The organism is Halomonas sp. KM-1, from assembly GCF_000246875.1.
Classification (GTDB): Bacteria; Pseudomonadota; Gammaproteobacteria; order Pseudomonadales; family Halomonadaceae; genus Halomonas; species Halomonas aerodenitrificans.
On record NZ_BAEU01000115.1, the window covers coordinates 45,032 to 68,363 of the forward strand.

At 65.0% G+C, this 23,332-nt stretch carries 25 protein-coding genes; 12 read left to right on the top strand and 13 right to left on the bottom strand.

Annotation, left to right across the window (positions count from 1 at the left end; translation table 11 throughout):
- Nucleotides 1–55: 55 nt before the first annotated feature.
- Nucleotides 56–676 carry an isochorismate family cysteine hydrolase YcaC gene (ycaC, locus tag B8115_RS12920; RefSeq protein ID WP_010628228.1) on the bottom strand — a complete coding sequence of 207 codons (621 nt, stop codon included), beginning with the start codon at nucleotides 674–676 and terminating at the stop codon, nucleotides 56–58.
- 72 nt (nucleotides 677–748) lie between these two features.
- Complete coding sequence (locus tag B8115_RS12925) at nucleotides 749–1,618, bottom strand: pirin family protein (RefSeq protein WP_010628229.1); 870 nt, start codon at nucleotides 1,616–1,618, stop codon at nucleotides 749–751.
- A 126-nt stretch (nucleotides 1,619–1,744) separates the two neighbouring features.
- On the opposite strand from B8115_RS12925, the gene B8115_RS12930 reads away from it, so the two are divergent.
- Nucleotides 1,745–2,692, top strand: a complete 948-nt coding sequence (locus B8115_RS12930; protein WP_010628230.1) for a LysR substrate-binding domain-containing protein — start codon at nucleotides 1,745–1,747, stop codon at nucleotides 2,690–2,692.
- 63 nt (nucleotides 2,693–2,755) lie between these two features.
- Here B8115_RS12930 and B8115_RS24075 read toward each other — a convergent pair whose 3' ends face one another.
- Nucleotides 2,756–2,881, bottom strand: coding sequence for a hypothetical protein (locus tag B8115_RS24075; protein WP_267963416.1), 126 nt, complete (start codon nucleotides 2,879–2,881; stop codon nucleotides 2,756–2,758).
- The gene (locus B8115_RS12935; protein ID WP_010628231.1) at nucleotides 2,878–4,086 is read right to left on the bottom strand and encodes an MFS transporter; all 1,209 of its coding nucleotides are present in this window, start codon (nucleotides 4,084–4,086) and stop codon (nucleotides 2,878–2,880) included. The genes B8115_RS24075 and B8115_RS12935 overlap by 4 nt, the downstream gene beginning before the upstream one ends.
- 160 nt (nucleotides 4,087–4,246) lie before the next feature.
- Here B8115_RS12935 and B8115_RS12940 point away from each other — a divergent pair, with 160 nt between their 5' ends.
- The 8 genes from B8115_RS12940 to B8115_RS12975 all read left to right on the top strand — a co-directional run bounded on the left by B8115_RS12940 (nucleotide 4,247) and on the right by B8115_RS12975 (nucleotide 10,524).
- On the top strand, nucleotides 4,247–4,435 hold the full coding sequence (locus B8115_RS12940; RefSeq protein ID WP_010628232.1) for a hypothetical protein: 189 nt from the start codon (nucleotides 4,247–4,249) through the stop codon (nucleotides 4,433–4,435).
- 123 nt (nucleotides 4,436–4,558) lie between these two features.
- Nucleotides 4,559–4,825 carry a hypothetical protein gene (locus B8115_RS12945; protein WP_010628233.1) on the top strand — a complete coding sequence of 89 codons (267 nt, stop codon included), beginning with the start codon at nucleotides 4,559–4,561 and terminating at the stop codon, nucleotides 4,823–4,825.
- An 80-nt stretch (nucleotides 4,826–4,905) separates the two neighbouring features.
- The gene (locus B8115_RS12950) at nucleotides 4,906–5,940 is read left to right on the top strand and encodes a histone deacetylase family protein (protein ID WP_010628234.1); all 1,035 of its coding nucleotides are present in this window, start codon (nucleotides 4,906–4,908) and stop codon (nucleotides 5,938–5,940) included.
- 66 nt (nucleotides 5,941–6,006) lie between these two features.
- Nucleotides 6,007–6,363 (top strand): RidA family protein, encoded by a 357-nt coding sequence (locus B8115_RS12955; RefSeq protein ID WP_010628235.1) that lies wholly within the window; start codon nucleotides 6,007–6,009, stop codon nucleotides 6,361–6,363.
- 1 nt (nucleotide 6,364) lies between these two features.
- Entirely contained in the window at nucleotides 6,365–7,306 is a 942-nt protein-coding gene (locus B8115_RS12960; protein WP_010628236.1) for an ornithine cyclodeaminase family protein, read from the top strand.
- Nucleotides 7,303–8,430 carry a class II histone deacetylase gene (locus B8115_RS12965; protein WP_010628237.1) on the top strand — a complete coding sequence of 376 codons (1,128 nt, stop codon included), beginning with the start codon at nucleotides 7,303–7,305 and terminating at the stop codon, nucleotides 8,428–8,430. The genes B8115_RS12960 and B8115_RS12965 overlap by 4 nt, the downstream gene beginning before the upstream one ends.
- Nucleotides 8,427–9,395 (top strand): branched-chain amino acid transaminase, encoded by a 969-nt coding sequence (locus B8115_RS12970; RefSeq protein ID WP_010628238.1) that lies wholly within the window; start codon nucleotides 8,427–8,429, stop codon nucleotides 9,393–9,395. Before B8115_RS12965 ends, B8115_RS12970 begins: the two co-directional genes overlap by 4 nt.
- Before the next feature lie 91 nt (nucleotides 9,396–9,486).
- On the top strand, nucleotides 9,487–10,524 hold the full coding sequence (locus B8115_RS12975; RefSeq protein ID WP_010628239.1) for a DUF4105 domain-containing protein: 1,038 nt from the start codon (nucleotides 9,487–9,489) through the stop codon (nucleotides 10,522–10,524).
- A 233-nt stretch (nucleotides 10,525–10,757) separates the two neighbouring features.
- Here B8115_RS12975 and B8115_RS12980 read toward each other — a convergent pair whose 3' ends face one another.
- The 5 genes from B8115_RS12980 to B8115_RS13000 form a co-directional block, all read right to left on the bottom strand.
- Nucleotides 10,758–11,492: an RNA methyltransferase gene (locus B8115_RS12980; RefSeq protein WP_026038102.1), complete on the bottom strand. Its 735-nt coding sequence runs from the start codon at nucleotides 11,490–11,492 to the stop codon at nucleotides 10,758–10,760.
- A 48-nt stretch (nucleotides 11,493–11,540) separates the two neighbouring features.
- A complete protein-coding gene (locus B8115_RS12985; RefSeq protein ID WP_010628241.1) occupies nucleotides 11,541–12,572 on the bottom strand; it encodes a diguanylate cyclase domain-containing protein in 1,032 nt (343 codons plus the stop codon).
- A gap of 161 nt (nucleotides 12,573–12,733) precedes the next feature.
- Nucleotides 12,734–14,377 carry a chaperonin GroEL gene (groL, locus tag B8115_RS12990; protein WP_010628242.1) on the bottom strand — a complete coding sequence of 548 codons (1,644 nt, stop codon included), beginning with the start codon at nucleotides 14,375–14,377 and terminating at the stop codon, nucleotides 12,734–12,736.
- Nucleotides 14,378–14,437: 60 nt separating this feature from the next.
- Entirely contained in the window at nucleotides 14,438–14,731 is a 294-nt protein-coding gene (locus B8115_RS12995) for a co-chaperone GroES (protein WP_010628243.1), read from the bottom strand.
- Between the two features lie 216 nt (nucleotides 14,732–14,947).
- The gene (locus B8115_RS13000; protein WP_010628244.1) at nucleotides 14,948–15,469 is read right to left on the bottom strand and encodes an FxsA family protein; all 522 of its coding nucleotides are present in this window, start codon (nucleotides 15,467–15,469) and stop codon (nucleotides 14,948–14,950) included.
- 252 nt (nucleotides 15,470–15,721) lie between these two features.
- Between B8115_RS13000 and B8115_RS13005 the strand changes: the two genes are divergently transcribed.
- Nucleotides 15,722–16,483 (top strand): SDR family oxidoreductase, encoded by a 762-nt coding sequence (locus B8115_RS13005; protein ID WP_010628245.1) that lies wholly within the window; start codon nucleotides 15,722–15,724, stop codon nucleotides 16,481–16,483.
- Nucleotides 16,484–16,573: 90 nt separating this feature from the next.
- Here B8115_RS13005 and B8115_RS13010 read toward each other — a convergent pair whose 3' ends face one another.
- The 3 genes from B8115_RS13010 to phhA form a co-directional block, all read right to left on the bottom strand.
- Entirely contained in the window at nucleotides 16,574–16,840 is a 267-nt protein-coding gene (locus tag B8115_RS13010; RefSeq protein WP_010628246.1) for a ComEA family DNA-binding protein, read from the bottom strand.
- Nucleotides 16,841–17,034: 194 nt separating this feature from the next.
- Entirely contained in the window at nucleotides 17,035–17,379 is a 345-nt protein-coding gene (locus B8115_RS13015; protein WP_010628247.1) for a 4a-hydroxytetrahydrobiopterin dehydratase, read from the bottom strand.
- Between the two features lie 54 nt (nucleotides 17,380–17,433).
- Nucleotides 17,434–18,264 carry a phenylalanine 4-monooxygenase gene (gene phhA, locus B8115_RS13020; protein WP_010628248.1) on the bottom strand — a complete coding sequence of 277 codons (831 nt, stop codon included), beginning with the start codon at nucleotides 18,262–18,264 and terminating at the stop codon, nucleotides 17,434–17,436.
- Nucleotides 18,265–18,540: 276 nt separating this feature from the next.
- Between phhA and B8115_RS13025 the strand changes: the two genes are divergently transcribed.
- A complete protein-coding gene (locus B8115_RS13025) occupies nucleotides 18,541–20,103 on the top strand; it encodes a sigma-54-dependent transcriptional regulator (RefSeq protein ID WP_010628249.1) in 1,563 nt (520 codons plus the stop codon).
- Here the strand turns inward: B8115_RS13025 and B8115_RS13030 are convergent.
- Nucleotides 20,076–22,076 carry an ATP-dependent DNA helicase RecQ gene (locus B8115_RS13030; RefSeq protein ID WP_010628250.1) on the bottom strand — a complete coding sequence of 667 codons (2,001 nt, stop codon included), beginning with the start codon at nucleotides 22,074–22,076 and terminating at the stop codon, nucleotides 20,076–20,078. The two genes, B8115_RS13025 and B8115_RS13030, sit on opposite strands and share 28 nt — an antisense overlap.
- Nucleotides 22,077–22,286: 210 nt before the next feature.
- Here B8115_RS13030 and B8115_RS13035 point away from each other — a divergent pair.
- Nucleotides 22,287–23,332: hypothetical protein (locus B8115_RS13035; RefSeq protein ID WP_010628251.1), on the top strand; the 1,046-nt coding region annotated here is incomplete at its 3' end.

The window sequence follows — 23,332 nt, forward strand, 5'->3', positions numbered from 1 at the left end:
AACGCGCGATGAGTGAGGCTGGGCCCGGCAGGTGCCGGGCCCGCGCCCGCGCCCGTCAGCGCTTCTGGGCGGTGTAGCTCTGGATCAGGTTGGCGTAGGCGGGCAGGTGGCCGGCCAGCAGGCCGCCGAAGCCTTCGATGTCGTTGCGCCAATCGCGGTGCAGTTCGCAACCCACTCCGAACCAGGTCATCAGCTGGGCTCCTGCCTGGGACATGCGGTCCCAGGAGGCGTCCCGGGTGGTCTGGTTGAAGGTGCCGGAAGCGTCGGTGACGACGAATACCTCATAGCCCTCTTCCAGGGCCGAGAGTACCGGGAAGGCCACGCACACCTCGGTCACCACGCCAGCGATCAGCAGCTGCTTCTTGCCGGTGGCCTTGATCGCCGCGACGAACTCTTCGTTGTCCCAGGCGTTGATCTGCCCGGGGCGGGCGAAGTAGGGCGCGTCGGGGAACATCTCCTTCAGTTCCGGCACCATCGGCCCGTTGGGACCGTCCTCGAAGCTGGTGGTGAGGATGGTGGGGATCTCGAAGAACTTGGCGATGTCGGCCAGGGCCAGCACGTTGTTCTTGAAATCGTCGGGGCTGAAGTCGCGCACCAGTGAGAGCAGGCCGGACTGATGATCGACCATCAGCAGGGCGACATCGTCCTTGTCGAGTCGATTGTAGGTAAAGGACATGGTTATATTCCTCCAAGGTTGAGTGGAGCGCCCGGTCAGGGATGCAGGGCGCGGTTGGGCGCGGCGGGACCGCTAACCCTCCAGGCGGCCGAACTTGCCGGCCTGGAAATCGGCGAAGGCCTGATGGATCTCGGCTTCGCTGTTCATCACGAAGGGGCCGTACCCCACCACCGATTCGCCCAAGGGGGCGCCGGCGAGCAGCAGTAGCTTGGCGTCGTTGTTGGCTTCGAGCCGTATCTCGTCGCCCTGGCGCTCGAAGCACACCAGACCAGCATCACGCACCACGGCGTCGCCGTTGACCTGTACCGTCCCTTCGAGCACCACCAGCAGGGTGGTGTGCCCCTCGGTAACTTGCAGGCTCGTTTCGCCGCCTGCCGCCAACCGCAGATCCCACACCTCGATCGGGGTGAAGGTATGGGCCGGCCCTTCATGGCCGCGGTACTTGCCGGCAATCACCCGCAGCTCGCCGGCGCGGCCAGGCAGCGCGACGCGTGGAATGTCGGCGTCGAGCAGCGTCTGGTAGGCCGCCGGGGCCGACTTGTGCTCGGCCGGCAGATTGACCCACAGCTGCACCATTTCCAGGGTGCCGCCCTGCGCGGTGAAGTCGCCGGAGTGAAACTCCTCGTGGACGATGCCGGCTCCGGCGGTCATCCACTGCACGTCACCCTCGCCGATACGACCGCCGCTGCCGGTGGAGTCGCGATGCTCCAGTTCGCCTTTGTAGACCAGGGTCACGGTCTCGAAGCCGCGGTGCGGGTGAGCGCCGACGCCGCGCGGCCGGCTTGCCGGCGGGAAGTCATGTGGGCCGGCGTGGTCGAGCAGCAGAAAAGGGCTCAGGTGGTCGGCGCCGTGGCGGTCATAGCTGAACAGCGAACGCACGGGGAAGCCGTCGCCGACCCAGTGGCCGCGAGGGGCGCCATAGATGCCTTGGATCTTCTTCATGGTCTGGCTCCTGCATGGATTGGGCCTTTGCCCGATACAGGAAGCTTATGAGGAGAACGGAAGCGGCAGTAGAGGGCATAATACACACTCAGCGTTCCATGAATAGGACAACAAGGGAGGAACGATATGCAGGACCTCAACGACCTCTACTACTTCGTGCAGGTGGTGGACCATGGTGGGTTTGCTCCGGCCGGGCGCGCCCTCGGCATTCCCAAGTCGAAGCTGAGCCGGCGCATCGCGCAGCTCGAGGAGCGGCTGGGTGCCCGGCTGATTCAGCGCTCGACGCGCCATCTTTCCGTTACCGAGCTGGGCCAGGCTTACTACCGCCACTGCGCGGCGATGCTGGTGGAGGCGGAGGCTGCCGAGGAGCTGATTCAGCGCAACCTGGCGTTACCGCGGGGCACGGTGCGGCTGAGCTGTCCGCCAAGCCTGCTGCATTATCTGATCACACCGCTGCTGGTACGCTTCATGGCTCAGTGCCCGGACGTGGAGGTACAGGTGGAGGCCACCAGCCGCCGGGTGGACGTGATCAGGGAAGGCTTCGACATGGCCATCCGGGTGCGTTTCCCGCCGCTCGAGGACAGCGACCTCTCGATGAAGGTGCTGTCGCGCAGCCCCCAGCGGCTGGTGGCCGCTCCCACCCTGTTCGAGGCGTGGCCGAGGCCGCAAGCGCCGGGCGACCTGGCCGGGTTGCCCAGCCTCGACTTCGAACAGGTGGGCAGACAGCACGACTGGGTACTGGATGGCCCCGAGGGAGCGACGGCGCAGATTCGTCATCACCCGCGGCTGGTCACCGACAACGCCGAGACGCTGCATCAGGCCGCGCTGGCAGGGCTGGGGGTGGTCAAGCTGGCCTTGCTGGTGGCCGGCAACGACTTGAAGGCGGGACGTCTCGTCGATGTGATTCCCGGCTGGGAGCCGAGGGGCGGCGTGCTGCATGCGGTCTTCCCCTCGCGGCGGGGTGTGCTTCCCGCCGTGCGGGCGCTGCTCGACTTCCTGGCCGAGAACATCAACGAGATCGACTTTACCAGCGATACCGCCTGGGCGCTGTCTCAGGCAACGAGCGAAGCGTGAGTCACGCCGTAAGCTAGGCCGGGAACGGGGTGGGCCGGGCCGTGGAGAACGGCAGCGGCAGGCTCAGCACAGCCGTACGCCGAGCAGCAGCAGCGCAGCATCGGCGGTTTGCCAGCCCCACCAGACCAGTGCCAGGGCACCGGCCAGGACGATCAGAGCGGCAAGTTTCACCAATGGGTAACGCTTCATGCCTGAGCCTCGCGAGGAGCGTTGCGCTCGATGGGTGCCTCGCTGATGAACCAGTGCAGCAGAGCAGCGATCACCGAGAGCAGAATGGCAAGCTTCCATACCACATCATAGTCGCCGTGCAGGTCGTAGAGCATGCCGCCCAGCCACACGCCGGTGAACGAGCCGACCTGGTGAAACAGGAAGACGATGCCGCCGAGCATGGAGAGATGGCGTACGCCGAACACCGAGGCCACGATGCCGTTGGTCAGCGGTACGGTGGAGAGCCACAGCAGGCCGATGGCGATGCCGAACAGGTAGGCGCTGGCGGGGCTCAGCGGCATGAAGACGAAGAGCGCAATAACCGCACCGCGGGTCAGGTAGAGCCAGCTGAGCAGGCGCGGCTTGGAGTAGATTCCGCCCAGCCAGCCGGCGGCGTAGGTACCGAAGATGTTGAACAGCCCCACCAGAGCTAGCACCGTGCTGCCGACGTGCAGCGCCAGGCCGTTGTCGAACAGATAGCCGGGCAGATGCACGCCGATGAACACCACCTGAAAGCCGCACACGAAGAAGCCCAGGCACAGCAGCCAGAAGCCGCGATGGCCGGCGGCTTCATCCAGCGCTCCGCGCAGTGAGAGGTCCGTGGCCAGGCGCGCGGAGGGGCGGTCCTTCAGCATGGCACCGAGCGGCACCATCATCGCCGCCAGGGCGCCCATGGCCAGCAGCGCGGCCGACCAGCCCAGCCAACCGAGCAGGCCCAGAGTGCCGGGCAGCATGGCGAACTGACCGAACGAGCCCGCCGCGCTGACGATGCCCATGGCCATGCTGCGCTTCTCCGGAGCCACGGCACGGCCCACGGCGCCCAGGATCACCGAGAAAGTGGTGCCCGAGAGCCCCAGGCCGATCAGCAGCCCGGCGGAGAGCGACATGCCCAGCGCCGACTCGGAAATTCCCATGAACAGCAGACCCAGGGCGTAGAGCGCACCGCCGATGACCACCACCCGAGCGGCTCCGTAGCGATCTGCCAGCGCGCCGGTGAAGGGCTGAGCGAAGCCCCAGATCAGGTTCTGCAGCGCCAGGGCGAAGGCGAATACCTCACGCCCCCATCCCAGATCGCTGCTCATGGGCTCCAGAAACAGACCGAATCCATGGCGTAGCCCCATGGCCAGTGAGATGACCAGGCTGCCGAGTAGGATCAGCAGCAGCGAGTGGCGGCGGAGGGCGTCCATGGTTTGTCCCGTTTGCAGGCTAACGAGCATGCACTATCGCGCGTTATCGAAGGGCTGGCAATGTCGCCGTTCGGCGACTTGTTTGTAGCCGCTGCGCCACATGTGTAAAGGCGTTACGCTCCGCTATTATGAACACTGTTCGTCAACTTGGAGATACGCCATGTCACGGCGTCTGGCATTCCCCTTCGTGATCGTACTGGCCGCCATGCTGGTGGCCGGCTGCAGCTACCAACCGGCGCGTATCAGCCCGCAGCCATTGGTCGTCATCGACGATGGCCGTGGGCACCATGGTGGCCCGCCGGGAGGCCGTTTCTGCCCGCCTGGTCTGGCCAAGCAAGGGCGTTGTTGAGGCTGCTTTCAGTTTGGCCTTGCCCAGAGAGTCGCACCAAGAAGAGAGGCGCTAGCTGATGGAAAGCCGACGCCTCCTTGAGGGAATCGAAGGGCATCCAACTTTACCAATGAGGTAAAAGTCATGAAACTGCTCCCGCGTCTGCTCACCCTGGCCGTTCTGCCCCTGATGCTGGCGCTGGCCGGCTGTAGCTACTCACCGGCTCGTGTCACGTCAGAACCGCTGATCGTGGTGGATGGCTCCGACCGCTACTATCACGGAGAAAAGCACCGGCACCGCCACCGTGACCGCTATGTGGAGCGGCACTACTACTACCACGACGGTCGTCGCCACCGTGATCATCGCGGCGGCTTCTGCCCACCCGGGCTGCGCATGCAGGGACGCTGCTGAGGGAGCCGGGAGGTTTCACGATGCCGCCCGGCAGGGTAGGGTAGAAGAACTTTCAACCTCGCTTCGCTTGAGGAACCGAGATGAAGCTCTTCTACCACCCCGATCAGGAGCTGCACGCACCAGGCTCCTTTCTGCTGCGCGGTAAGATCACCGCGTCTCCCGAGGGCCCGGTGCGTGCCGAGCTGTTGGCCAAGGGTATCGAGGCCACCGGTCTGGCACTGCACGAGCCGGAGGACCTCGACAGCCCGCGGCTGCGCAGCCGTCTGGAGAAGATCCATACGCCGCGCTATCTGAGCTTCCTCGAGACCATTCATGTCCGCTGGCGCGAGCTGCCCGGTGCTTCCGAATTGGTGATGCCCAACATTCATCCCTGCGGCGGTGGGCATCACTATCCACGTCACCCGGTGGGGCAGGCGGGCTGGCATCTGCACGACATGGCGTGCCCCATCGGCGCCGACAGTTTCCGCGGCATACTGGCCAGCGCGGCTACGGCCCAGGCGGCTGCCGAGGCGCTGCTGGAAGGCCATGGCACCACTTATGCGCTGTGTCGTCCTCCCGGCCACCACGCCGGCCCCGACCGGGCCGGAGGATTCTGCTTCCTCAACAACTCGGCGTTGGCGGCAACGGTGCTGCGCGAGCACTTCTCGCGGGTGGCGATACTGGATGTCGACCTGCACCACGGCAACGGCACCCAGGACATCTTCTACTACCGGGGCGACGTCTGGACCGGATCGCTGCACGTGGATCCGAGCGACTTCTATCCTTTCTTCTGGGGCGGTGCCAACGAAGAGGGCATGGGCGAAGGCCTGGGGGCCAATGTCAACCTGCCGCTACCGTTGGGCAGTGACGGTGCGGCTTTCCTCGAGGCGCTGGAAATTCTGATCGCCAGGCTGGAAGCCTTCCGCCCCGAGGCCGTGGTCGTGGCGCTGGGGCTCGATGCGCATCGCGACGACCCGCTGGCCGGCATGACCTTGGAGACGCAGGATTTCACCGCGGTGGGGCGTCGCCTGAGCCGCATGAAACTGCCTGTCGTACTGGTTCAGGAGGGCGGCTACCCGACCGAGCACCTGGGCAATAACCTTGCCGCCTTCATGGATGGCTTCATGGGTGGCTGACGTCGCCTCGTAGGCATGCCATGATCGGCTGCTTCATTCCCCTTACCTTTTGCAAGAGAGAACGACATGTCCGTGCATTACCATGAAAGCAACGCCCGCATGAGCCAGATCGCCGTGCACAACGGTACCGTCTATCTGGCCGGCCAGGTGCCGAGCGATGCCACTGCCGACATGCGCGGCCAGACCGAGCAGGTACTGGCGCGCATCGACGAGCTGCTGGCTCAGGCCGGCAGCTCCAAGGAGCACCTCATCTCGGCCCAGGTGTGGGTCACCGACATGGCCGAGTTCGACCAGATGAACGCCGCCTGGGAAGCCTGGGTGGTGCCGGGGCGTCCGCCGGTTCGCGCTGCGTTGGAGGCCAAGCTGGCCAAGCCCGAGTGGAAAGTCGAGATCATGGTGATCGCGGCTCTGCCGGAGGCCTGACATGCGCGTCGTCACCGCCGATGAGGTAGCCGCCGCGCTGCCCTGGGACGCGCTGATCGAGCGACTGGCACTGACTTTCCGTGAAGGGGTCGAGGCGCCGCCGCGTCATCATCACGCCATGCATCGGCCGGATGGCGAAGCCACCATGCTGTTGATGCCGGCCTGGGAACGGGCCGGCTATATTGGCGTGAAGATGGTCAACGTCTTCCCGCAGAACGCCGAGCATGGCCTGCCGGCCATCGCCGGTGTCTATTTTCTCAGCGAGGGGGCTCATGGCCGCCCGCTGGCCTGTCTTGAAGGCAGTGAACTGACCCGGCGGCGCACGGCGGCGGCCTCTGCGCTGGCCGCCCGCGAGCTGGCCAGAGAGGATGCGCAGTCGCTGCTGGTGGTGGGCACCGGCAAGCTGGCTCCCATGGTGATCGAGGCACACGCCGCGGTGCGCCCCATTCGGCGCGTGCGCGTGTGGGGGCGCAACCTGGAGAAGGCGCGACAGGTGGCGGCGGAGTACGCCGAGCGCTTCGACTGCGAGGCGGTGGAGGATCTTGCCGCCGCTGCTCGCGAGGCCGATGTGATCAGCTGTGTGACGCTCTCCACCGAGCCGTTGATACGCGGTGAGTGGCTCACTCCCGGTACGCACCTCGATCTGATCGGCGCCTTTCGCCCCAGCATGCGTGAGACCGACGCCGAGTGTCTGCGCCGTTCCCAGGTGTTCGTCGACACCTACGCCGGGGCCCGGGGCGAGGCGGGCGATCTGCACCAGGCCATCGCGGAAGGTGCGTTCTCCTTCAACGACATCGCCGCCGATCTGGCGGAGCTGCTCAAAGGGGAGAAGCCGGGGCGTACAAGTCCCGATACGATCACGCTGTTCAAGTCGGTGGGCGCTTCTCTCGAGGATCTGGCCGCTGCCATCGAGGTCTGGGAGCAACTGGAGAAGCGGCCATGAGCGAAGGGCGCAGAACCGGTTTCTTCTGGCACGAGCGCTGCTTCTGGCATGACCCCGGTGCCATCGGGGTGTTCTCGGCGCCGGGGGAGTTCCTGCAGCCGCAGCCCGCTTCCGAGAGCCCCGAGAGCAAGCGACGGCTGAAGAACCTGCTCGAAGTCTCGGGGCTGATCGACGAGCTCGAGGTGCGCAAGGCGCCGCCAGCCAGCCGCGAGGACCTGGCGCGATTCCACACCGGGCGCTATCTGGACGAACTCGAAGAGGGCGACAGGACTTGCGGCGGTGATGCCGGGGAGTGTGCCCCGTACACGCCGGGCAGCCTTGCGGCGGCCCGCCAGTCGGCCGGTCTGGCGATCGCGGCGGTGGAGGCGGTGGCCGGCGGTGAGTTGCCCAATGCCTATGCCCTGTGTCGCCCGCCGGGACATCACGCCGAGGCTGACCGCGGTCGCGGCTTCTGCCTGCTCGGCAACATTCCCGTGGCGGTGATGCACGCCAGGGCGCTGGGCCTGGTTCGGCGCGTGGCGATTCTCGATTGGGACGTTCATCACGGCAACGGCCAGCAGGCGGCGTTCTACGACGATCCCGACGTGCTGACGGTGTCGATTCACCAGGCCGGCAACTATCCGCTCGACACCGGCGACTTCGATGAGCTGGGCGAGGGCGCGGGTCTCGGTGCCAACCTCAACCTGCCGATGCCGCCCGGCAGCGGTATCGGTGCCTATCGCTATGCCATGCAGGAGCTGGTGTTGCCTGCCATCGGCGACTTCGCTCCCGATCTGATCGTGGTGGCCTGTGGCTACGACGCCTGCGGCAAGGATCCGCTGGGCAAGATGATGCTCAACAGTTCGGCCTTCGCTGCCATGACGCAGCAACTGAAGGACCTGGCCGAGCGTATCAGTGGCGGCAAGCTGGTGATGATTCATGAGGGCGGCTATTCCGAAGGCTACGTGCCGCTATGCGGTCATGCGGTGCTGCAAGTCCTCTCGGGTAGCCGCATTGCGGTGCCCGATCCGCAAGACGACGAGATCGCCGCCTGGGCCTACCAGGCGCTGCAACCCCATCAGCGCGCGTTGATCGACAGCTGGCGAGAGGAGTGGCGGCGCGTTGGAACGACGAGGACGACATGACCCCGCTTTACGATCGTGACGGCTGGATCTGGCTGGACGGCGAGTGGCTGCCCTGGCGCGACGCCAAGACGCACCTGCTGACCCACACCCTGCATTACGGCATGGGCTGCTTCGAAGGCGTGCGGGCTTATGCGGGGGCCCATGGAACCCACCTGTTTCGGGTCGCCGAGCATACCCGCCGGCTGCTCGACAGTGCCCATGCGCTGGACATCCCCGTGGCCTTCGACGGTGAAACGCTGATCGAGGCCCAGCGCCAGTGCCTGGTGCGAAACGAATTGCGCAATGCCTATCTCAAGCCGACCGTGTTCTTCGGCGCCGAAGGACTGGGGCTGCGCGCCAAGGGGCTTTCGGTGCACGTCATGATCGCCGCCTGGGATCTGGGCGATTACATTTCGGCCGAAGCCGCCACCCTGGGGCTGCGGGCGCTGACCTCCTCCTGGGCTCGGCATCACGTCAACATCAGCCTCTGCCGGGCCAAGACCAACGGCCATTACGTCAACTCCATGCTGGCGCTCAACACCGCCGTCAAGGCCGGTTTCGACGAGGCGATCATGCTCGACCCCGAGGGCTACGTGGCCGAGGCATCCGCCGCCAATGTCTTCCTGCTGCGCGACGGGGTTCTGCATACGCCGGAAGTGACCTCCTGCCTGCAGGGCATCACCCGCGACAGCGTGATTCGCCTGGCTCGCAACGTGCTCGGGCTCGAGGTGCGCGAGCGCCGCATTACCCGCGACGAGCTGTATACCGCCGACGAGGCCTTCGTCACCGGCACGGCGGCGGAGATCCTGCCGCTGCGTGAGCTCGACGGGCGGCACATCGGTGCCCGGGCCGGCGCACCATTGCCCGAGCAGCCCATCGACCTCAACTCCGTGACGGCGCAGTTGCAATGCCTCTATCGCCAGGTCACCCGCGGCGAGCTGGAAGGCCGCCTGACGGACTATGCCGCCTGGCTGACGCCAGCCTGATTTCGACGTTCGTCACCTCATACCACTGCGAGACGGGCATGGCCTTGTACAGGCTGCTAATATGGCCGCATCTCGGAAGAAGTGGAATGAAATGGCTCAGCTGATAGTAGGTATTGTCGCCCATACCGTACTGGCGTTGGCGGCTATGTGGGGCGCAGCTGCGCTGTGGTTCCGACTGCCCGGTACGCCGAACCAGCGGCGCCTGGCGGTCACGGGATGGAGTCTGGTCGCCCTGGTGCTGGTCATGCTCGGCGCCCAGGGGATCTGGCCGGCAAGCGTTGTCTTGCTGCTGCTGTTGGCGGCGCTGCTGATCTGGTGGTTCCGTCTGCAGCCCACCCATGATCGTCCCTGGTCGGCGGACGTAGTCCATCTGGCCACGGGTGAGGTGCGCGGCGAACGCCTGACGCTGCATCACGTGCGCGACTTCGACTGGCACACCCGAGACGAGGCGGACGAGCACTGGGAAGAGCGCAGCTACGACCTCGAAAGGCTCGACTCGGTGGACATGATCGTCTCCAGTTGGGGGCGCCCCGGTGTCGCTCACGTGATGATCTCGTTCGGCTTCGAAGGTGAGCGCTTCGTGCTTTTCTCCGTGGAGGTACGGCGCCTGAAGGGCGAGCGCTTCTCCGAGATCGGCGGTTTCTTCCGCCAGTACGAGCTTGCCATCGTCGCCGCCGACGAGCGCGATGCGGTGGGGCTGCGCACCAAGGTGCGCGGCGAGCGGGTCTCGATCTATCGCCTGCACATGTCACGCAGGGCGATGCGCTCGCTGCTGCTGGCCTACGTCGACGAAGCCAATGCGCTGGTCGAATCACCGCGTTTCTACAACACCATCACGGCCAATTGCACTACGCTGATCTTCGACATGGCGCGCGGCATCGGCGCACGCCTGCCGTTCGATTACCGGCTGCTGGTCACCGACCGGTTGCCGGGCTATGCCTTCAAGGTGGGCGGGCTGTGGCCCGGCCATTCGCTACCCGAGCTGGAAGCCGGCGGCCGGATCGACGAGCGGGCACGGCAGGTTCACCGCGCGCCCGATTTCTCGCAGCGAATCCGTGAGGGAGTGCCGGGCTGGGAGTCGCTGCACGTCGGCGAGTCGGAAGTCGTGGAAGAGCGTCGGGGGTCATAACAGCGCGTCAGGGCATGAAAGAAAGAGCGCCACGGGCAAGTAGCCTCGTGGCGCATGTCTCCCTGGGCATATTCGATGCCGCATCCCGTTCCGCTTCCTTGCTCGCGTCCGTGTCGTACCTTCGACAGTGTCCATTGCCCGATCCCCTCATGGGATCACGCCCTTTTTCTCACGGCGGCGATGACAGTGCCGTAACGATCAAAAGAAGGTTCCGTGACAGGGCATTTCGAAGCCTAGTCGTCCGTGGCGGATTCTTCCAGCGAGCGAAGCAGGCCCCGCAGCAGCGACAGCTCCTTGCGGCTGGGCTGAGCCCGGGCGAACAGGGCCTGCAACTGGGCCTCGGTGCGGGCGTGGGGCTGGGTCAGAAAGCCGCTCGCCTGCATCACCCGGCTAAGGTGCTCCTGGAAATGAGCGATCTGCTCACGAGTCGGCTGACGCTCCTCGGCAGGGCGCGGCGGGCGATAGCCGCTCTCTGGCCGCAGGCGCCAAGCCTTGAATACCTCGTAGGCGAGCACCTGCACCGCCTGGGAGAGATTGAGGATGCCGTAGTCCGGGTTGGCGGGGATGCTGACCTGATGGCTGCACAGCCGGATCTCGTCGTTGGTCAGACCGAAGCGCTCGCGGCCGAACACCAGGGCCACCGGATCGCCCGCGGCGTTTTCCACCAGCTCCCGGGCCATCGCCTCGGGCTCGTCGAAATGGGGCAGGGGCAGGCTGCGCAGCCGGGCGCTGGCCCCCACCACCTGAACGCAGTCGCTCACCGCCTCTTCCAGCGTGGCCACCGCACGGGCGCCGTCGACCACGTCCTCAGCGCCTGCTGCCAGCCGTGACGCCTCGCTATCGGGAAAGCAGCGTGGGTTGACCAGCACCAGATTCGTCAGGCCCATGGTCTTCATGGCCCGCGCCGAGGCGCCGATGTTGCCGGGGTGATAGGTCTGGACGAGGACGATACGGATATTGGCGAGCATGGGGTCGGCTTGCTGGCTGAGGAAAAGACGATGGTAGCGCAAAGCGCCTCAATTGGAATGGTGTATGGACGGCGTCGGGTCGTTGTTGCGACGGGCCTGCTTGGCCTGATACATGGCCTCGTCTGCCCGGCCCAATAGGGCGTCGATATCGCGTTCCCCCATGAGCGAGGTGGCGACACCGACGCTGGCTCCACCATATTCGAGCTGGATCACGCCCAAGTCGAACGTGCCGCGGGTCAGGTCCGCCAGACGATGTGCAATCACCTCCCGCGCCATGGCGGAGTCAGAGGTGCCGGCATTGCCGAACACGACGAACTCGTCGCCACCGATCCGGGCAACGACGTCACCTTCCCTAATGCCGGTCTTCAGAGTCTTCGCTATCTCGATGAGGAATCTGTCGCCGGCATCGTGCCCATGCTGGTCGTTGATCCGCTTGAAATCGTCCAGGTCGATGAAGGCGAGGTGAATGACGCTCCCCGTACGCTCGGCATTGGCCAAAGCGCGCTGCAGTTCGGTTTCCATGGCCCGGCGGTTGGGAATGCCTGTCAGTGGATCGGTGAGCGCGTACTCCCTGAAGGTCATGTGTTCCTGCTTGAGCCGCTCGAGGAGCCTGTCTCTCTCGAGCTGGCGTGCGATCAAGCGGCTGAACATGGCCAGCAGACGACGTGACTTGGGGGAGACGGATTTCCGGCTCTTGCTGGCGCCACACAGGGTGCCATAAAGCTCATCCTGACCGATGCACACCGGTTCGCTGATGTAGGTCTTCAGGCCAAGAGCCTTGGCCGCGACGGAGTCGCCCCAACAGGCCTCGACGTCATCGGTGAAGGGGCGCTTCTCGTCCAGCGCCCGTTTGCAGAGCGTATCTCCCCAGGGCACGGACAAGCCGGCCGGTATGTCGAGATCCTTGCTGTTGCGGGAAAACACGACATGCTGCAGGCCACGTTGCGTATCGATGCGGGTGAGGTAGGTGGACTCCAGCCCGGTGACGGCTTCCAGCAGCTCGAGCAGGGAATTGACCAGCGATTCCAGGTTCTCTTCTTCGGCGACTGCTTCTGCCAACTTGTCCAGTACGTCAACCATGCTCGTCTCGTTCTCGCTTGCGACCGGTCGTGAGGATAGCGGGGACGACCGTTTCCAGCATGGTAACGTTTTTGAAACCCAGTGAAAGCCCTGTAGTGCACCAAAAAAGCACAAGCCCCGCACGATGGCGGGGCTTGTAAAGGGCTTGGGAGGTGGCCGACTTACATCATGCCGCCCATGCCACCCATTCCACCCATGCCGCCCATGTCCGGGCCGCCTTCTTTCTCTTCCGGATCGTCGGCGATCATGCACTCGGTGGTGATCATGAGGCCTGCCACGGAGCCGGCGGACTGCAGCGCAGTACGGGTCACCTTGGCCGGGTCCAGCACGCCCATTTCGAACAGGTCGCCGAACTCGCCGGTCTGGGCGTTGTAGCCGAAGTTGCCCTGGCCAGCCTTCACCTCGTTGAGGATCACGGAAGCTTCCTGACCGGCGTTGGTGACGATCTGACGCAGCGGAGACTCCATGGCGCGCAGCGCGATGGCGATACCGTGGGTCTGGTCCTCGTTCTCACCCTTGAGGTCCTTGATCTTGGTCAGCACGCGAACCAGAGCGGTACCACCGCCAGGCACTACGCCTTCCTCGACCGCAGCGCGAGTGGAGTGCAGGGCGTCTTCGACGCGGGCCTTCTTCTCCTTCATCTCGACTTCGGTGGCAGCACCGACGCGGATGACGGCAACACCGCCGGCCAGCTTGGCGACGCGCTCCTGCAGCTTCTCGCGGTCGTAGTCGGAAGAGGTGTCTTCGATCTGCGCGCGGATCTGGTTGACGCGGGCTTCGATGTCGCCCTCGTTACCGGCGCCGTCGATGATGGTGGTGTTCTCCTTGGACATGGTGATGCGCTTGGCGCTGCCCAGGTGATCCAGGTTGGCCTGCTCCAGAGTCAGACCCACTTCCTCGGAGATCACGGTGCCGTTGGTCAGGATGGCGATATCCTGCAGCATGGCCTTGCGACGGTCGCCGAAGCCGGGCGCCTTGGCAGCCGCAACCTTGACGATGCCGCGCATGTTGTTGACCACCAGGGTGGCCAGGGCCTCGCCTTCGATGTCCTCGGCGATGATCGCCAGCGGCTTGCCGGACTTGGCGACGGCTTCCAGCACCGGCAGCAGTTCGCGGATGTTGGAGATCTTCTTGTCGACCAGCAGCAGGTAGGGGTCTTCCAGCTCGACCGCCATGGTGTCCTGGTTGGTCACGAAGTAGGGCGACAGGTAGCCGCGGTCGAACTGCATGCCTTCGACCACTTCCAGCTCGTCCTCGAAGCCGCGACCTTCGTCGACGGTGATGACGCCTTCCTTGCCGACCTTCTCCATCGCTTCGGCGATGATCTCACCGATACGCTTGTCGCCGTTGGCGGAGATGGTGCCGACCTGAGCGATGGCCTTGGAATCGGTGCAGGGCACGGCCAGGGCTTCGATTTCCTTGACGGCGGCAATGACGGCCTGGTCGATGCCGCGCTTCAGGTCCATCGGGTTCATGCCGGCGGTCACGCCCTTCATGCCCTCGGTGACGATGGATTGAGCCAGCACGGTGGCGGTGGTGGTGCCGTCACCGGCGACGTCGGAGGTCTTGGAAGCGACTTCCTTGACCATCTGCGCGCCCATGTTCTCGAACTTGTCTTTCAGCTCGATTTCCTTGGCCACGGAGACGCCGTCCTTGGTCACGGTCGGTGCGCCGAAGGACTTCTCCAGCACCACGTTACGGCCCTTCGGACCCAGGGTGGCCTTGACGGCGTTGGCCAGAACGTCAACGCCACGGGCCATGCGCTTGCGGGCATCATCGGAGAATTTGACTTGTTTCGCTGCCATTTTTCGTTACTTCCTGTGAGTTCGTGAACGTCTTATGGGAACGGAGTAGGGTTCGTCGGCTCAGCCTTCGACCACGGCGAGAATGTCGGACTCGCTCATGATCAGGACTTCCTCGCCATCGATCTTCTGCTTCTCGACGCCAAAGCCATCCTTGAAAATCACGGTATCGCCGACTTTGACGTCCAGCGGGCGAACATCGCCGTTGTCGAGAATCCGGCCGTTACCGACGGCGAGCACTTCGCCACGAGTCGGCTTTTCCTGGGCGTTGCCCGGAAGCACGATGCCGCCAGCGGTTTTTTGCTCTTCTTCAACGCGACGGATGACGACGCGATCGTGCAAGGGACGGATGTTCATTGCTCACGTTCTCCTGATGGTCTGTGATGCCATGCCTGGACATGGCGGTTCGTCATTCACTTCCAGAGGGTCTGGAAGGGGAGGCGAGGACGCCTTCCTTGTCAAAGGCACCGAGCTCCGCTCGGCGCCGTAGCCTTGTGCTGACCGAGAAATGGGGCCGGGCAAATGCCTTTCAAGGGTCAGCAGTAAAAAAATTTCACGCTTCGCCGAATCCTCTCAACCCCGACGCCGTGGCTCGTCGCGGCTGATGAAGTCGCCTTCCAGCGGCGGCCCCTGCTCGTCGCTGCGCTGCCGTTCGGCTTCATGCCCGTGCTGCTGCCACCCGGCATCGTGTCGTGCTTCATCTTGTTGCGCTGCGCTCGAGTTCTGACGGGTGACCGTGGCAAGCCAGCGCAGATTGAGCAGCGCCAGCAGCCGGGCAAGCAGGCGCCGTGCGCCGGGCATCACACAGAGCAGACCGAGCGCATCGGACAGGAAGCCCGGAGCGAGCATCAGCGCGCCACCGAATATGAGAGCGGCGCCGGTAAGCAATTCGCTGGAGGGCAGCTCGCCCTGAGCCATGCGCTCGCGGGCGCGTAGCAGCGTGGCGGTACCCTGCTGCCGGATCAGGTAGAGACCGGTGAAGCCGGTGGCCAGTACCAGAAGCAGAGTGGGCAGCAGACCGATCTGGCTGCCGACGGAGAACAGGACGACGAAGTCGAGTAGGGTGAACAGCGAGAAGAAGAGCAGTAGCGGCATGTCGGCTCCGAGGGTGTCGTTCAGTGCTAAATGGGGATGCTCGACCGGAATTCAAGCGCATGCGTACGGCCCGCTTGGCATTCACGGTCCTCATCCTTTATGCTGCAATGCACAAAAGATCCTTTCAGCCTCAAGTCGGCGCCCTGAAGTGCCGAATAGAGGAGTAAGGCAAGAAGAATGGCTCGCTCGTCAGGCTCGGCCGCCTGGCAGGGCAATGAGCCCAAGACTCATACCTCTGACAAGGGACAACGAATGAAACTGGACAAGAGCGTAATTGCCATCACGGGCGGCGCCCGTGGCCTTGGTTTTGCCATGGCACAGCGTCTCGGACGTCAGGGCGCCCAACTGGCGTTGCTGGACATGGACACGGATGCCTTGGACAAGGCCGTCTCCGCGTTGCATGCAGAAGGCATCGAGGCGGGAGCGTTTCAGGTCAACGTGGCTGACGAAGCATCGGTGAAGCGCGCCTTCGGTGACGTGGCGGCTCGCCTGGGGCCGGTCAGCGGTCTCGTCAACAATGCCGGCATTCTGCGCGATGCGCTGCTGGTCAAGGCGAAGGACGGCAAGGTCGAGAAGACCATGTCGCTGGAGCAGTGGCAGTCGGTCATCGACGTCAATCTCACCGGTGTGTTCCTGTGCGGTCGCGAAGCCGCGGCGCAGATGGTCGAGGCGGGGCACGACGGGGTGATCGTCAACATTTCCAGCATCTCCCGGGCGGGCAACATGGGGCAGAGCAACTACGCCGCGGCCAAGGCCGCCGTGGTGGCGCTGACCACCACCTGGGCCAAGGAGCTGGCGCGCTATGGCATTCGTGTGGGCGCGGTGGCGCCGGGCTTCATCGAGACCGACATGACCGCCTCGATGCGCGAGGACATGCTGGAGAAGCTGACCGCAGGCGTGCCGCTCAAGCGTCTCGGCAACCCGGACCACATCGCCCAGAGCGTGGCGTTCATCATCGAGAACGACTACTTCACCGGGCGCGTGATCGAATGCGATGGCGGCCTGCGCTTGTAGTACGCCAGAACGTTACTCTGCGCCATACGACAGCGAGGCCGGCATCTGCCGGCCTCGCTGTGTATGGCCAATGCCTAGCGCAAGCTCGCCTCAGAACGTGACCTGATCGCGGAACTTGTCCACTGTGGCTTGGCCGATACCGCTGACCTGCGTGAGGTCGTCGGCACTCTCGAAGTTGCCGTTGGCTTCGCGATACTCGACGATCGCCTGGGCCCGGCTCGGGCCGACCCCCGGCAGTTCGGTGAGTAGCTCGGCATCGGCGGTGTTGACGTTGATCGGAGCGACGTCCTCAGCCGCAGCGAGCGAGGCGAAGCTCAGCAGGAGTGCCAGCAGTGCACCTTGAAGGATCCTTTTCATATTTTTCTCTCGTATGGTTTACGTAACGGCACCGTAACGGTGCCGCTTTTCAACCTAATCGAGATCGGGGCGGTAGCGAGAGAGGCATATCGCCATTTGCTACGTAAGACAATGCCGATAAATTTTGGGAGACATCGACCCAAAACGTTGTGAGCCGGGCAGCCAGGACGGCTGCGCCAGCCCTCGTGAATCGCTCAGTGCTGCTCGGCGACCTTGTCGGTGCGTGCCGCCAGGATGAAGTCGTTCTTGTGCAGCCCTTTCATTTCATGGGACCACCAGGTCACGGTGACCTTGCCCCATTCGGTGAGCAGGGCGGGGTGGTGGCCGGCTTCCTCGGCAATCTCGCCGACTCGGTTGGTGAAGGCCAGCGCCTGCTTGAAGTTGCGGAACTTGAAGACGCGTTCGAGCTGCTTGATGCCGTCGCGCTCCTCTACGCTCCACTCGGGAATGTCGCGCTTGAGCGTATCGAGCTCGTCGTCGGTGACATGGGGGGCGTCCCAGCTGCACGCTTCGCACTGCTGTTCGGAAAGTTGGCTCATGGTCACTCCTCGTCTGGGTTTGTTGGTATTGGTGTCGTCGCTGGCGTTCGGGCTTTATGCCTTGGCTGCCTTCGGGGCCGGCTCGAAGCGCGGTTCGTGCAGGCCCAGCTCCATGGCCCGGTGCACCATGGCCATGATGTCCTGCTGGGAAAGGTCGTGCAGGGTCGTGAGATCGTCCAGTACGTAATAGAGCGGCTGCAGGATGTCGATGCGGTACGGGGTGCGCAGCGCCTCGATGGGATCGAACGGCAGATGCTCGGGTGTATCCGACAGTGCGTGCAGGGTCTCCTTGGGCGAGGAGATGATGCCGCCACCGTAGATGCGCCGGCCCGCCGGGGTGTCCACCAGGCCGAACTCCACCGTCATCCAGTACAGGCGCGCCAGATAGACTCTCTGCTTGGGTTCGGCTTCGAGGCCCAGGCGGCCGTAGGTGGCGGTGAACTCGGCGAAGGCCGGGTTGGTGAGCATCGGGCAGTGACCGAAGATCTCGTGGAAGATGTCCGGCTCCTTGAGGTAGTCGAGCTCTTCTGGGGTACGGATGAAGGTGGCCACCGGGAAGCGCCGGTTGGCCAGCAGCTTGAAGAAGGTGTCGAACGGGATCAGCGCCGGTACCTGGGCGGTTTGCCAGCCGGTGGCCGCTTGCAGCACGCGGTCGATGTCGGCGAGCTGGGGGATGCGGTCCTCGGGCAGGGCGAGGCGCTCCAGGCCGTCGAGATACTCCTGGCAGACGCGCCCTTCGAGCATGCCGAGCTGGCGCTGCATCAGGGTCTGCCAGGTGGCGTTGTCCTGTTCCGGCCAGTCGATGTAGCCATTCTCGTCGGGCAGACGGGCGCGGTAGCCGGTCTTGCTGGCGACATCGCTCAAATGCGGGTTGGATGACGTCATGGGGCACTCCGGTCGGCTGAAATCTTGTGTTTGTGTGGCGAACCTTTGACTCGAGTCTAGGGCCGGTGTGCGCGTTGTCTGTCAGTCTTCGGATGGCTTTTTCGAAGGGAAGTGAGGTTTGGGCGTAAAGAAATCGTGACGGCTGATGTCGGATCGTCTTTCCATATCGTCAACTTCAGCAGCGTCGAGGTTTGTACCGCTAGAGGTGTCACGTTATCTTTACAGGCGAGTCACGTCGGCTTGACGTACTTTTTCGCGCCCGGAGGCACCAGCGCCATGAGATTGAGGTTTCACTGCCAGAACCGTATCGGCATCCTGCGCGATATCGTGTCGCACTTCGTCGACTACGGCCTCAACGTGGCGCGGGGCGAAGTGGGCGGTGAGCATGGCAACGCCATCTATCTGCACATTCCCAACCTGCTCAATGCGCAACTGGCCACGCTGAAACCGGTGCTCGAGGCGATACCGGGAGTGTTCGGCGTGCGCCGGGTCAGCCTGATGCCCAGCGAGCGGCGCCATCTCGAGCTCGATGCGCTGCTGTCGTCGCTCTCCGATCCGGTGATGTCGATCGACATGGAGGGGCACGTGGTGGCCGCCAACCGCGCGGCCGGGCAGCTGCTCGGGGTGCGCATCGACGAGGTGCCGGGGCTATCGCTCAACCGCTACCTGCCCGACGTGGATCTGCCGGCGCTGGTTCGGCGCAACAATGCGCGGGTCAACGGCCTGCGCATCAAGCTGCGCGATGCGACCTTCCTAGCCGACATCGCACCACTGCATCGTGAGCACCACGACGACGTGGCTTCCCTAGCCGGAGCCGTGGTGACCCTGCACAGCGCTGACCGGATCGGCGAGCGCATCTACCAGGTACAGCGCCAAGAGCTGCGTGGTTTCGATGCGCTGTTCCAGGCGAGTCCCCGACTTGCTGCGCTGATTCGCGAGGCGCGGCGCATGGCGCCGCTGGACGCGCCGCTGCTGATCCACGGTGAAACCGGTACCGGTAAAGAGCTGCTGGCGCGGGCCTGCCACCTGGCCAGCGCCCGTGGGCAGTCGCCGTTCATGGCGCTCAACTGCGCCGGCCTGCCGGAATCGATGGCCGAGACGGAGCTGTTCGGCTATGCGCCGGGTGCTTTCGAGGGGGCGCGCCCGGAGGGCAAGCTCGGCCTGCTGGAGATGACCGCGGGCGGCACCATCTTCCTCGACGAAGTGGGTGAGATGAGCCCGCGGCTGCAGGTCAAGCTGCTGCGCTTCCTGCAGGACGGGGGCTTTCGTCGGGTGGGCAGCGACGAGGAGACCTATCTCGACGTGCGGGTGATCTGTGCCACCCAGCAGGATCTGCCCCGGCTCTGCGCCGAAGGCCATTTCCGCCAGGATCTCTATCATCGGCTCAACGTGTTGTCGCTGGCGGTGCCGCCGTTGCGCGACTGTCTCGACGGTATCGAGGCCATGGCGCTGCACTTCATCGATCGCGCCGCGCGTCAGATCGGCTGCCGTATGCCGTCGCTGTCACCGGCGGCGCTGGCCAGGCTCTCCACCTACCACTGGCCCGGCAACGTGCGCCAGTTCGAGAACGTGCTGTTCCAGGCGGTGTCGCTGTGCGAGGGCGACGCCATCGAGCCCGCCCACCTGCGCTTGCCGGACGTGGGCGAGACGCCGGGGCTCTCGGGCATCGACCTCGACGGCTCGCTCGCCGACATCATGGGCGACGTGGAGCGCCGCATCCTGGCCTCGCTCTATCCGCAGTATCCCTCCAGCCGCCAGTTGGCCAAGCGGCTCGGGGTCTCGCATACCACCATTGCCAACAAGCTGCGCCATTACGGCATCGGTGCCGCCGACGCCTGACCATCGATCGATGTCGTGCGGGCGGCCAGCTCCCTGACCTCGGCGTAACGGTACGCTTCCAGCGCGCCGAAGCCCGCCAGGCGGCGCGCCTTGAGCCGGGTGAGCAGGGGAGACGTCAGGCCGCACAGGAAGCGGGCCAGTAGATCGGGGGTGACGGGATGAGGCTCGTCGCTGGCGGCCAGCTGTTGCACCAGCTCTCCCGTGAGGCGTGCGACGGCCTCGCTCGACAGCGGCTCGAGCGGCTCGGGCTCCGGCAGACGAGCGACGGCGCCGCGACACGCCGAGCAGTGGCCGCAGCGCTCCGGCGCCCGGGTGTCACCGAACCATTCGGCCAGTCGGCGGCTCAGGCACGCCTCGCTCTCGAACAACGCCAGCATGGCGTGCAGACGTTCGACCTCGGCCCGCTCTTTGTCGTGGAAATAGGCGTGCAGCTCTTCGCTCAGGGCCGCGGCGTCGATGTCGCCGCGCAGCACCTCATAGACCTCGGTCATCTGCTTGCTTTCGAGCACCATCCAGCCCTGGGCGACGAAATAGTCTAGCGCGGTGAGCACGCGGGCGCGCTCGACGTTGAGGCCGCGCTCCTCGCCTAGCCGTTCGAGGGCCGCGAAGTCGAGGTTGAACCAGGTGCGGGCACGCTGCGAGGCGTCGACAATCGCCTGAACGAAGGCGCTGCGTTCGCCCTGGAAGCGCGATACCAGCACTTCGGGCTCGTCGTGCAGGCGGAAGCGGTACTCGGCGAAGTAGCTGTAGCGCGGCGCGATATAGCCACGCAGTTCGAGTTGCACCAGCAGTGTCTTGAGCGGCAGCGGGCGAATGTTGCTGTGCTGGGAGAGCGAGTTGAGCACCAGCTCCCATTGGCATGAGGTCCCGGCCGCCTCGATCAGCTCGTCGATCACCTTGCGGATGCCGTGGGGCTCCGGGGTGTCGCCGTAGACGAAGTTCTCCAGCACGTTGACGTGATCGCGCCCGGCCAGCATCAAGCAATCGGAGGGCTGGCCATCGCGGCCGGCACGGCCGATCTCCTGGCTGTAGTTCTCCACCGACTTGGGCAGGTCGAAGTGCACCACGTTACGGATGTCGGCCTTGTCGATGCCCATGCCGAAGGCGATGGTGGCGACGATGCAGGGCGTATGGCCTTCCATGAAGTTGCGCTGGATGCGCTCGCGGGTCTCGGCGTCGAGCCCGGCGTGGTAGGCGGTGGCAACGAAACCCGCCTTGCTCAGGTAGGCGGCCAGACGCTCGGCGGTCTGCTGCAGGGTGACGTAGACGATGGTGGGCTGGGGCGGCTCGCCGCCGAGACGGGGCCTGAGCCACTCGACCAGGCGACGCGGGCGCGTCTCGGCCGGCACCGGCGCCACTTCCAGGTTGAGATTGGGGCGGTAGAAGCCGGTGGCGGTGACGTCGGCCTCGGCGATGCCGAAGCGCTCGCGCATGTCGGCGATCACCCGCGGCGTGGCCGTGGCGGTCAGCAGCAGCACTTGGGGAATGCCGAACTCATGGCGGTAGTGGGGCAGCTTGAGGTAATCGGGGCGGAAGTTGTGACCCCACTCAGAGATGCAGTGGGCCTCGTCGACCACCAATAGCGAGATCGGCACGCGGCGGATGAAAGCGCGAAAGCGCTCGTTCTTGAGTCGTTCCACCGAGACCATGAGGATGCGGATCTCGCCGCGCTTGACGCCTTCCATCACCGCCGCCGTTTCCTCGCGGCTCTGACCCGAGTCGATGCTGGCGGCGTCGATGCCATGGCGGGCCAGGAACGCCAGCTGATCCTGCATCAGCGCCAGCAGCGGCGAGATGACCAGCGTCAGGTGGGGCAGGTGCAGGGCGGGTAGCTGATAGCACAGCGACTTGCCGGAGCCGGTGGGAAAGATCGCCGCCGCCGAACGGCCGCTGGTTATCGCCTCGATGACCGGGCGCTGTCCGGAGCGGAAGTCGTCATAGCCGAAGACCTGCTTTAACGTCTGATCGATCACTTGGGCACTCCCTGCGCTGCTGTGGACTCCGAGGCGAGAAGGTGACGATCTCGCCAGACAGCGAGCATTCTCGCATATCGGCAAACCGGCCGTTTCCACGTGGCTGCGTGTAAAAGCAGAGACCGTGTGAAAATGGAGCCATCCGCGCCATGACCCGAGGTGCCGAGCTTGGCATAATGCTCCTTTTTCTTCGCCCGCAGGGAAGACCCCATGACCGCCTGGAGCAAGCTGCTGATCGCCACGACGCGGCTGATCGACCTGCACGACAGCGCCCACGAGCCCGGCTCGCCCTTCGTCCAGGTGAGCCAGGAGCAGCGTCGCGGGCTGCGCGACGGCTACTGGCTCGACCTCGGCTGCCTGCTGCTCGACTATCTGCTCGACGAGGACTTCGCCACCAACAGTGCCTTCGTCTCGCAGAGCCGCTGCCTCAATCACCTGCGCGAGAGCTACCCCGGACTGCCCCACGACGATCTGAGCTTCGTCATCAATCTGCTCTCCACCCCCAGCGAGATTCACTTCCGGCAGCCATCGTCATCGCCATCGCCGACGACAGGCGACGACGCGGCGGCAGAGGAGCGTAGCCGGCGCAGCACCAAGCGCACCGCGCTGATCGAGAAGCAGGGCCAGACCGGCCAGGTGCGCCTCACCCCGAGCGGCCGCCAGGCGGTGACCCTGGCCAGCCAGGTGGAGGACCTGCTCTATTCCGAGTACGACGCCGCCAAAGTGCTGGCGGCGCTGGCGCGAGGCGATTTCTCCCGCATTCCCGACATCACCAACCAGATCCTGCTGGCGATCCGCGCGCTGACCCAGGAGCTGCGCCGGGTGCGCGAGAACCCCACTCGCGAGGGCAAGCTGTCCGCGCTGCTCGACAACGAGCGCCACTACCACAATGCCCTGACCAACATTCAGCAGACCCTGCTCGACGCCCGCGCCCAGCTCGCCACGCCGCGCCTGATGGAGCGCTTCGAGAGCTGGCGCGAGGCGCAGTCCGACGACTGGGACCTGCGCGTGCTCTCCGGCGCCATCGGCCGCGTGCTCACCGCCATCGAGAACCTCTCGCGGCGGCTCTCGGAGCTGCTTGCCGACATTGCCGAGGGACGCATCCAGGCCATGGGCGTGATCGACTTCCAGGACATGGCGCGCCAGCTGCTCGAGGCGCCGCCCGCAGGTGCGCTGCGCGATGCGGTGGTGGCGCGCATGATGCCGCTGCACGTGCAGGCCACCTTCCCGCGCCTGGCGCCGCTGGTGCCGCTGCT

What these genes read in the sequence shown, in the direction of transcription:
- ycaC (WP_010628228.1), bottom strand. Translation starts at nt 676, where the DNA reads ATGTCCTTTACCTACAATCGACTCGACAAGGACGATGTCGCCCTGCTG.
- B8115_RS12925 (WP_010628229.1), bottom strand. Translation starts at nt 1,618, where the DNA reads ATGAAGAAGATCCAAGGCATCTATGGCGCCCCTCGCGGCCACTGGGTC.
- B8115_RS12930 (WP_010628230.1), top strand. Translation starts at nt 1,745, where the DNA reads ATGCAGGACCTCAACGACCTCTACTACTTCGTGCAGGTGGTGGACCAT.
- B8115_RS24075 (WP_267963416.1), bottom strand. Translation starts at nt 2,881, where the DNA reads ATGAAGCGTTACCCATTGGTGAAACTTGCCGCTCTGATCGTCCTGGCC.
- B8115_RS12935 (WP_010628231.1), bottom strand. Translation starts at nt 4,086, where the DNA reads ATGGACGCCCTCCGCCGCCACTCGCTGCTGCTGATCCTACTCGGCAGC.
- B8115_RS12940 (WP_010628232.1), top strand. Translation starts at nt 4,247, where the DNA reads ATGTCACGGCGTCTGGCATTCCCCTTCGTGATCGTACTGGCCGCCATG.
- B8115_RS12945 (WP_010628233.1), top strand. Translation starts at nt 4,559, where the DNA reads ATGAAACTGCTCCCGCGTCTGCTCACCCTGGCCGTTCTGCCCCTGATG.
- B8115_RS12950 (WP_010628234.1), top strand. Translation starts at nt 4,906, where the DNA reads ATGAAGCTCTTCTACCACCCCGATCAGGAGCTGCACGCACCAGGCTCC.
- B8115_RS12955 (WP_010628235.1), top strand. Translation starts at nt 6,007, where the DNA reads ATGTCCGTGCATTACCATGAAAGCAACGCCCGCATGAGCCAGATCGCC.
- B8115_RS12960 (WP_010628236.1), top strand. Translation starts at nt 6,365, where the DNA reads ATGCGCGTCGTCACCGCCGATGAGGTAGCCGCCGCGCTGCCCTGGGAC.
- B8115_RS12965 (WP_010628237.1), top strand. Translation starts at nt 7,303, where the DNA reads ATGAGCGAAGGGCGCAGAACCGGTTTCTTCTGGCACGAGCGCTGCTTC.
- B8115_RS12970 (WP_010628238.1), top strand. Translation starts at nt 8,427, where the DNA reads ATGACCCCGCTTTACGATCGTGACGGCTGGATCTGGCTGGACGGCGAG.
- B8115_RS12975 (WP_010628239.1), top strand. Translation starts at nt 9,487, where the DNA reads ATGGCTCAGCTGATAGTAGGTATTGTCGCCCATACCGTACTGGCGTTG.
- B8115_RS12980 (WP_026038102.1), bottom strand. Translation starts at nt 11,492, where the DNA reads ATGCTCGCCAATATCCGTATCGTCCTCGTCCAGACCTATCACCCCGGC.
- B8115_RS12985 (WP_010628241.1), bottom strand. Translation starts at nt 12,572, where the DNA reads ATGGTTGACGTACTGGACAAGTTGGCAGAAGCAGTCGCCGAAGAAGAG.
- groL (WP_010628242.1), bottom strand. Translation starts at nt 14,377, where the DNA reads ATGGCAGCGAAACAAGTCAAATTCTCCGATGATGCCCGCAAGCGCATG.
- B8115_RS12995 (WP_010628243.1), bottom strand. Translation starts at nt 14,731, where the DNA reads ATGAACATCCGTCCCTTGCACGATCGCGTCGTCATCCGTCGCGTTGAA.
- B8115_RS13000 (WP_010628244.1), bottom strand. Translation starts at nt 15,469, where the DNA reads ATGCCGCTACTGCTCTTCTTCTCGCTGTTCACCCTACTCGACTTCGTC.
- B8115_RS13005 (WP_010628245.1), top strand. Translation starts at nt 15,722, where the DNA reads ATGAAACTGGACAAGAGCGTAATTGCCATCACGGGCGGCGCCCGTGGC.
- B8115_RS13010 (WP_010628246.1), bottom strand. Translation starts at nt 16,840, where the DNA reads ATGAAAAGGATCCTTCAAGGTGCACTGCTGGCACTCCTGCTGAGCTTC.
- B8115_RS13015 (WP_010628247.1), bottom strand. Translation starts at nt 17,379, where the DNA reads ATGAGCCAACTTTCCGAACAGCAGTGCGAAGCGTGCAGCTGGGACGCC.
- phhA (WP_010628248.1), bottom strand. Translation starts at nt 18,264, where the DNA reads ATGACGTCATCCAACCCGCATTTGAGCGATGTCGCCAGCAAGACCGGC.
- B8115_RS13025 (WP_010628249.1), top strand. Translation starts at nt 18,541, where the DNA reads ATGAGATTGAGGTTTCACTGCCAGAACCGTATCGGCATCCTGCGCGAT.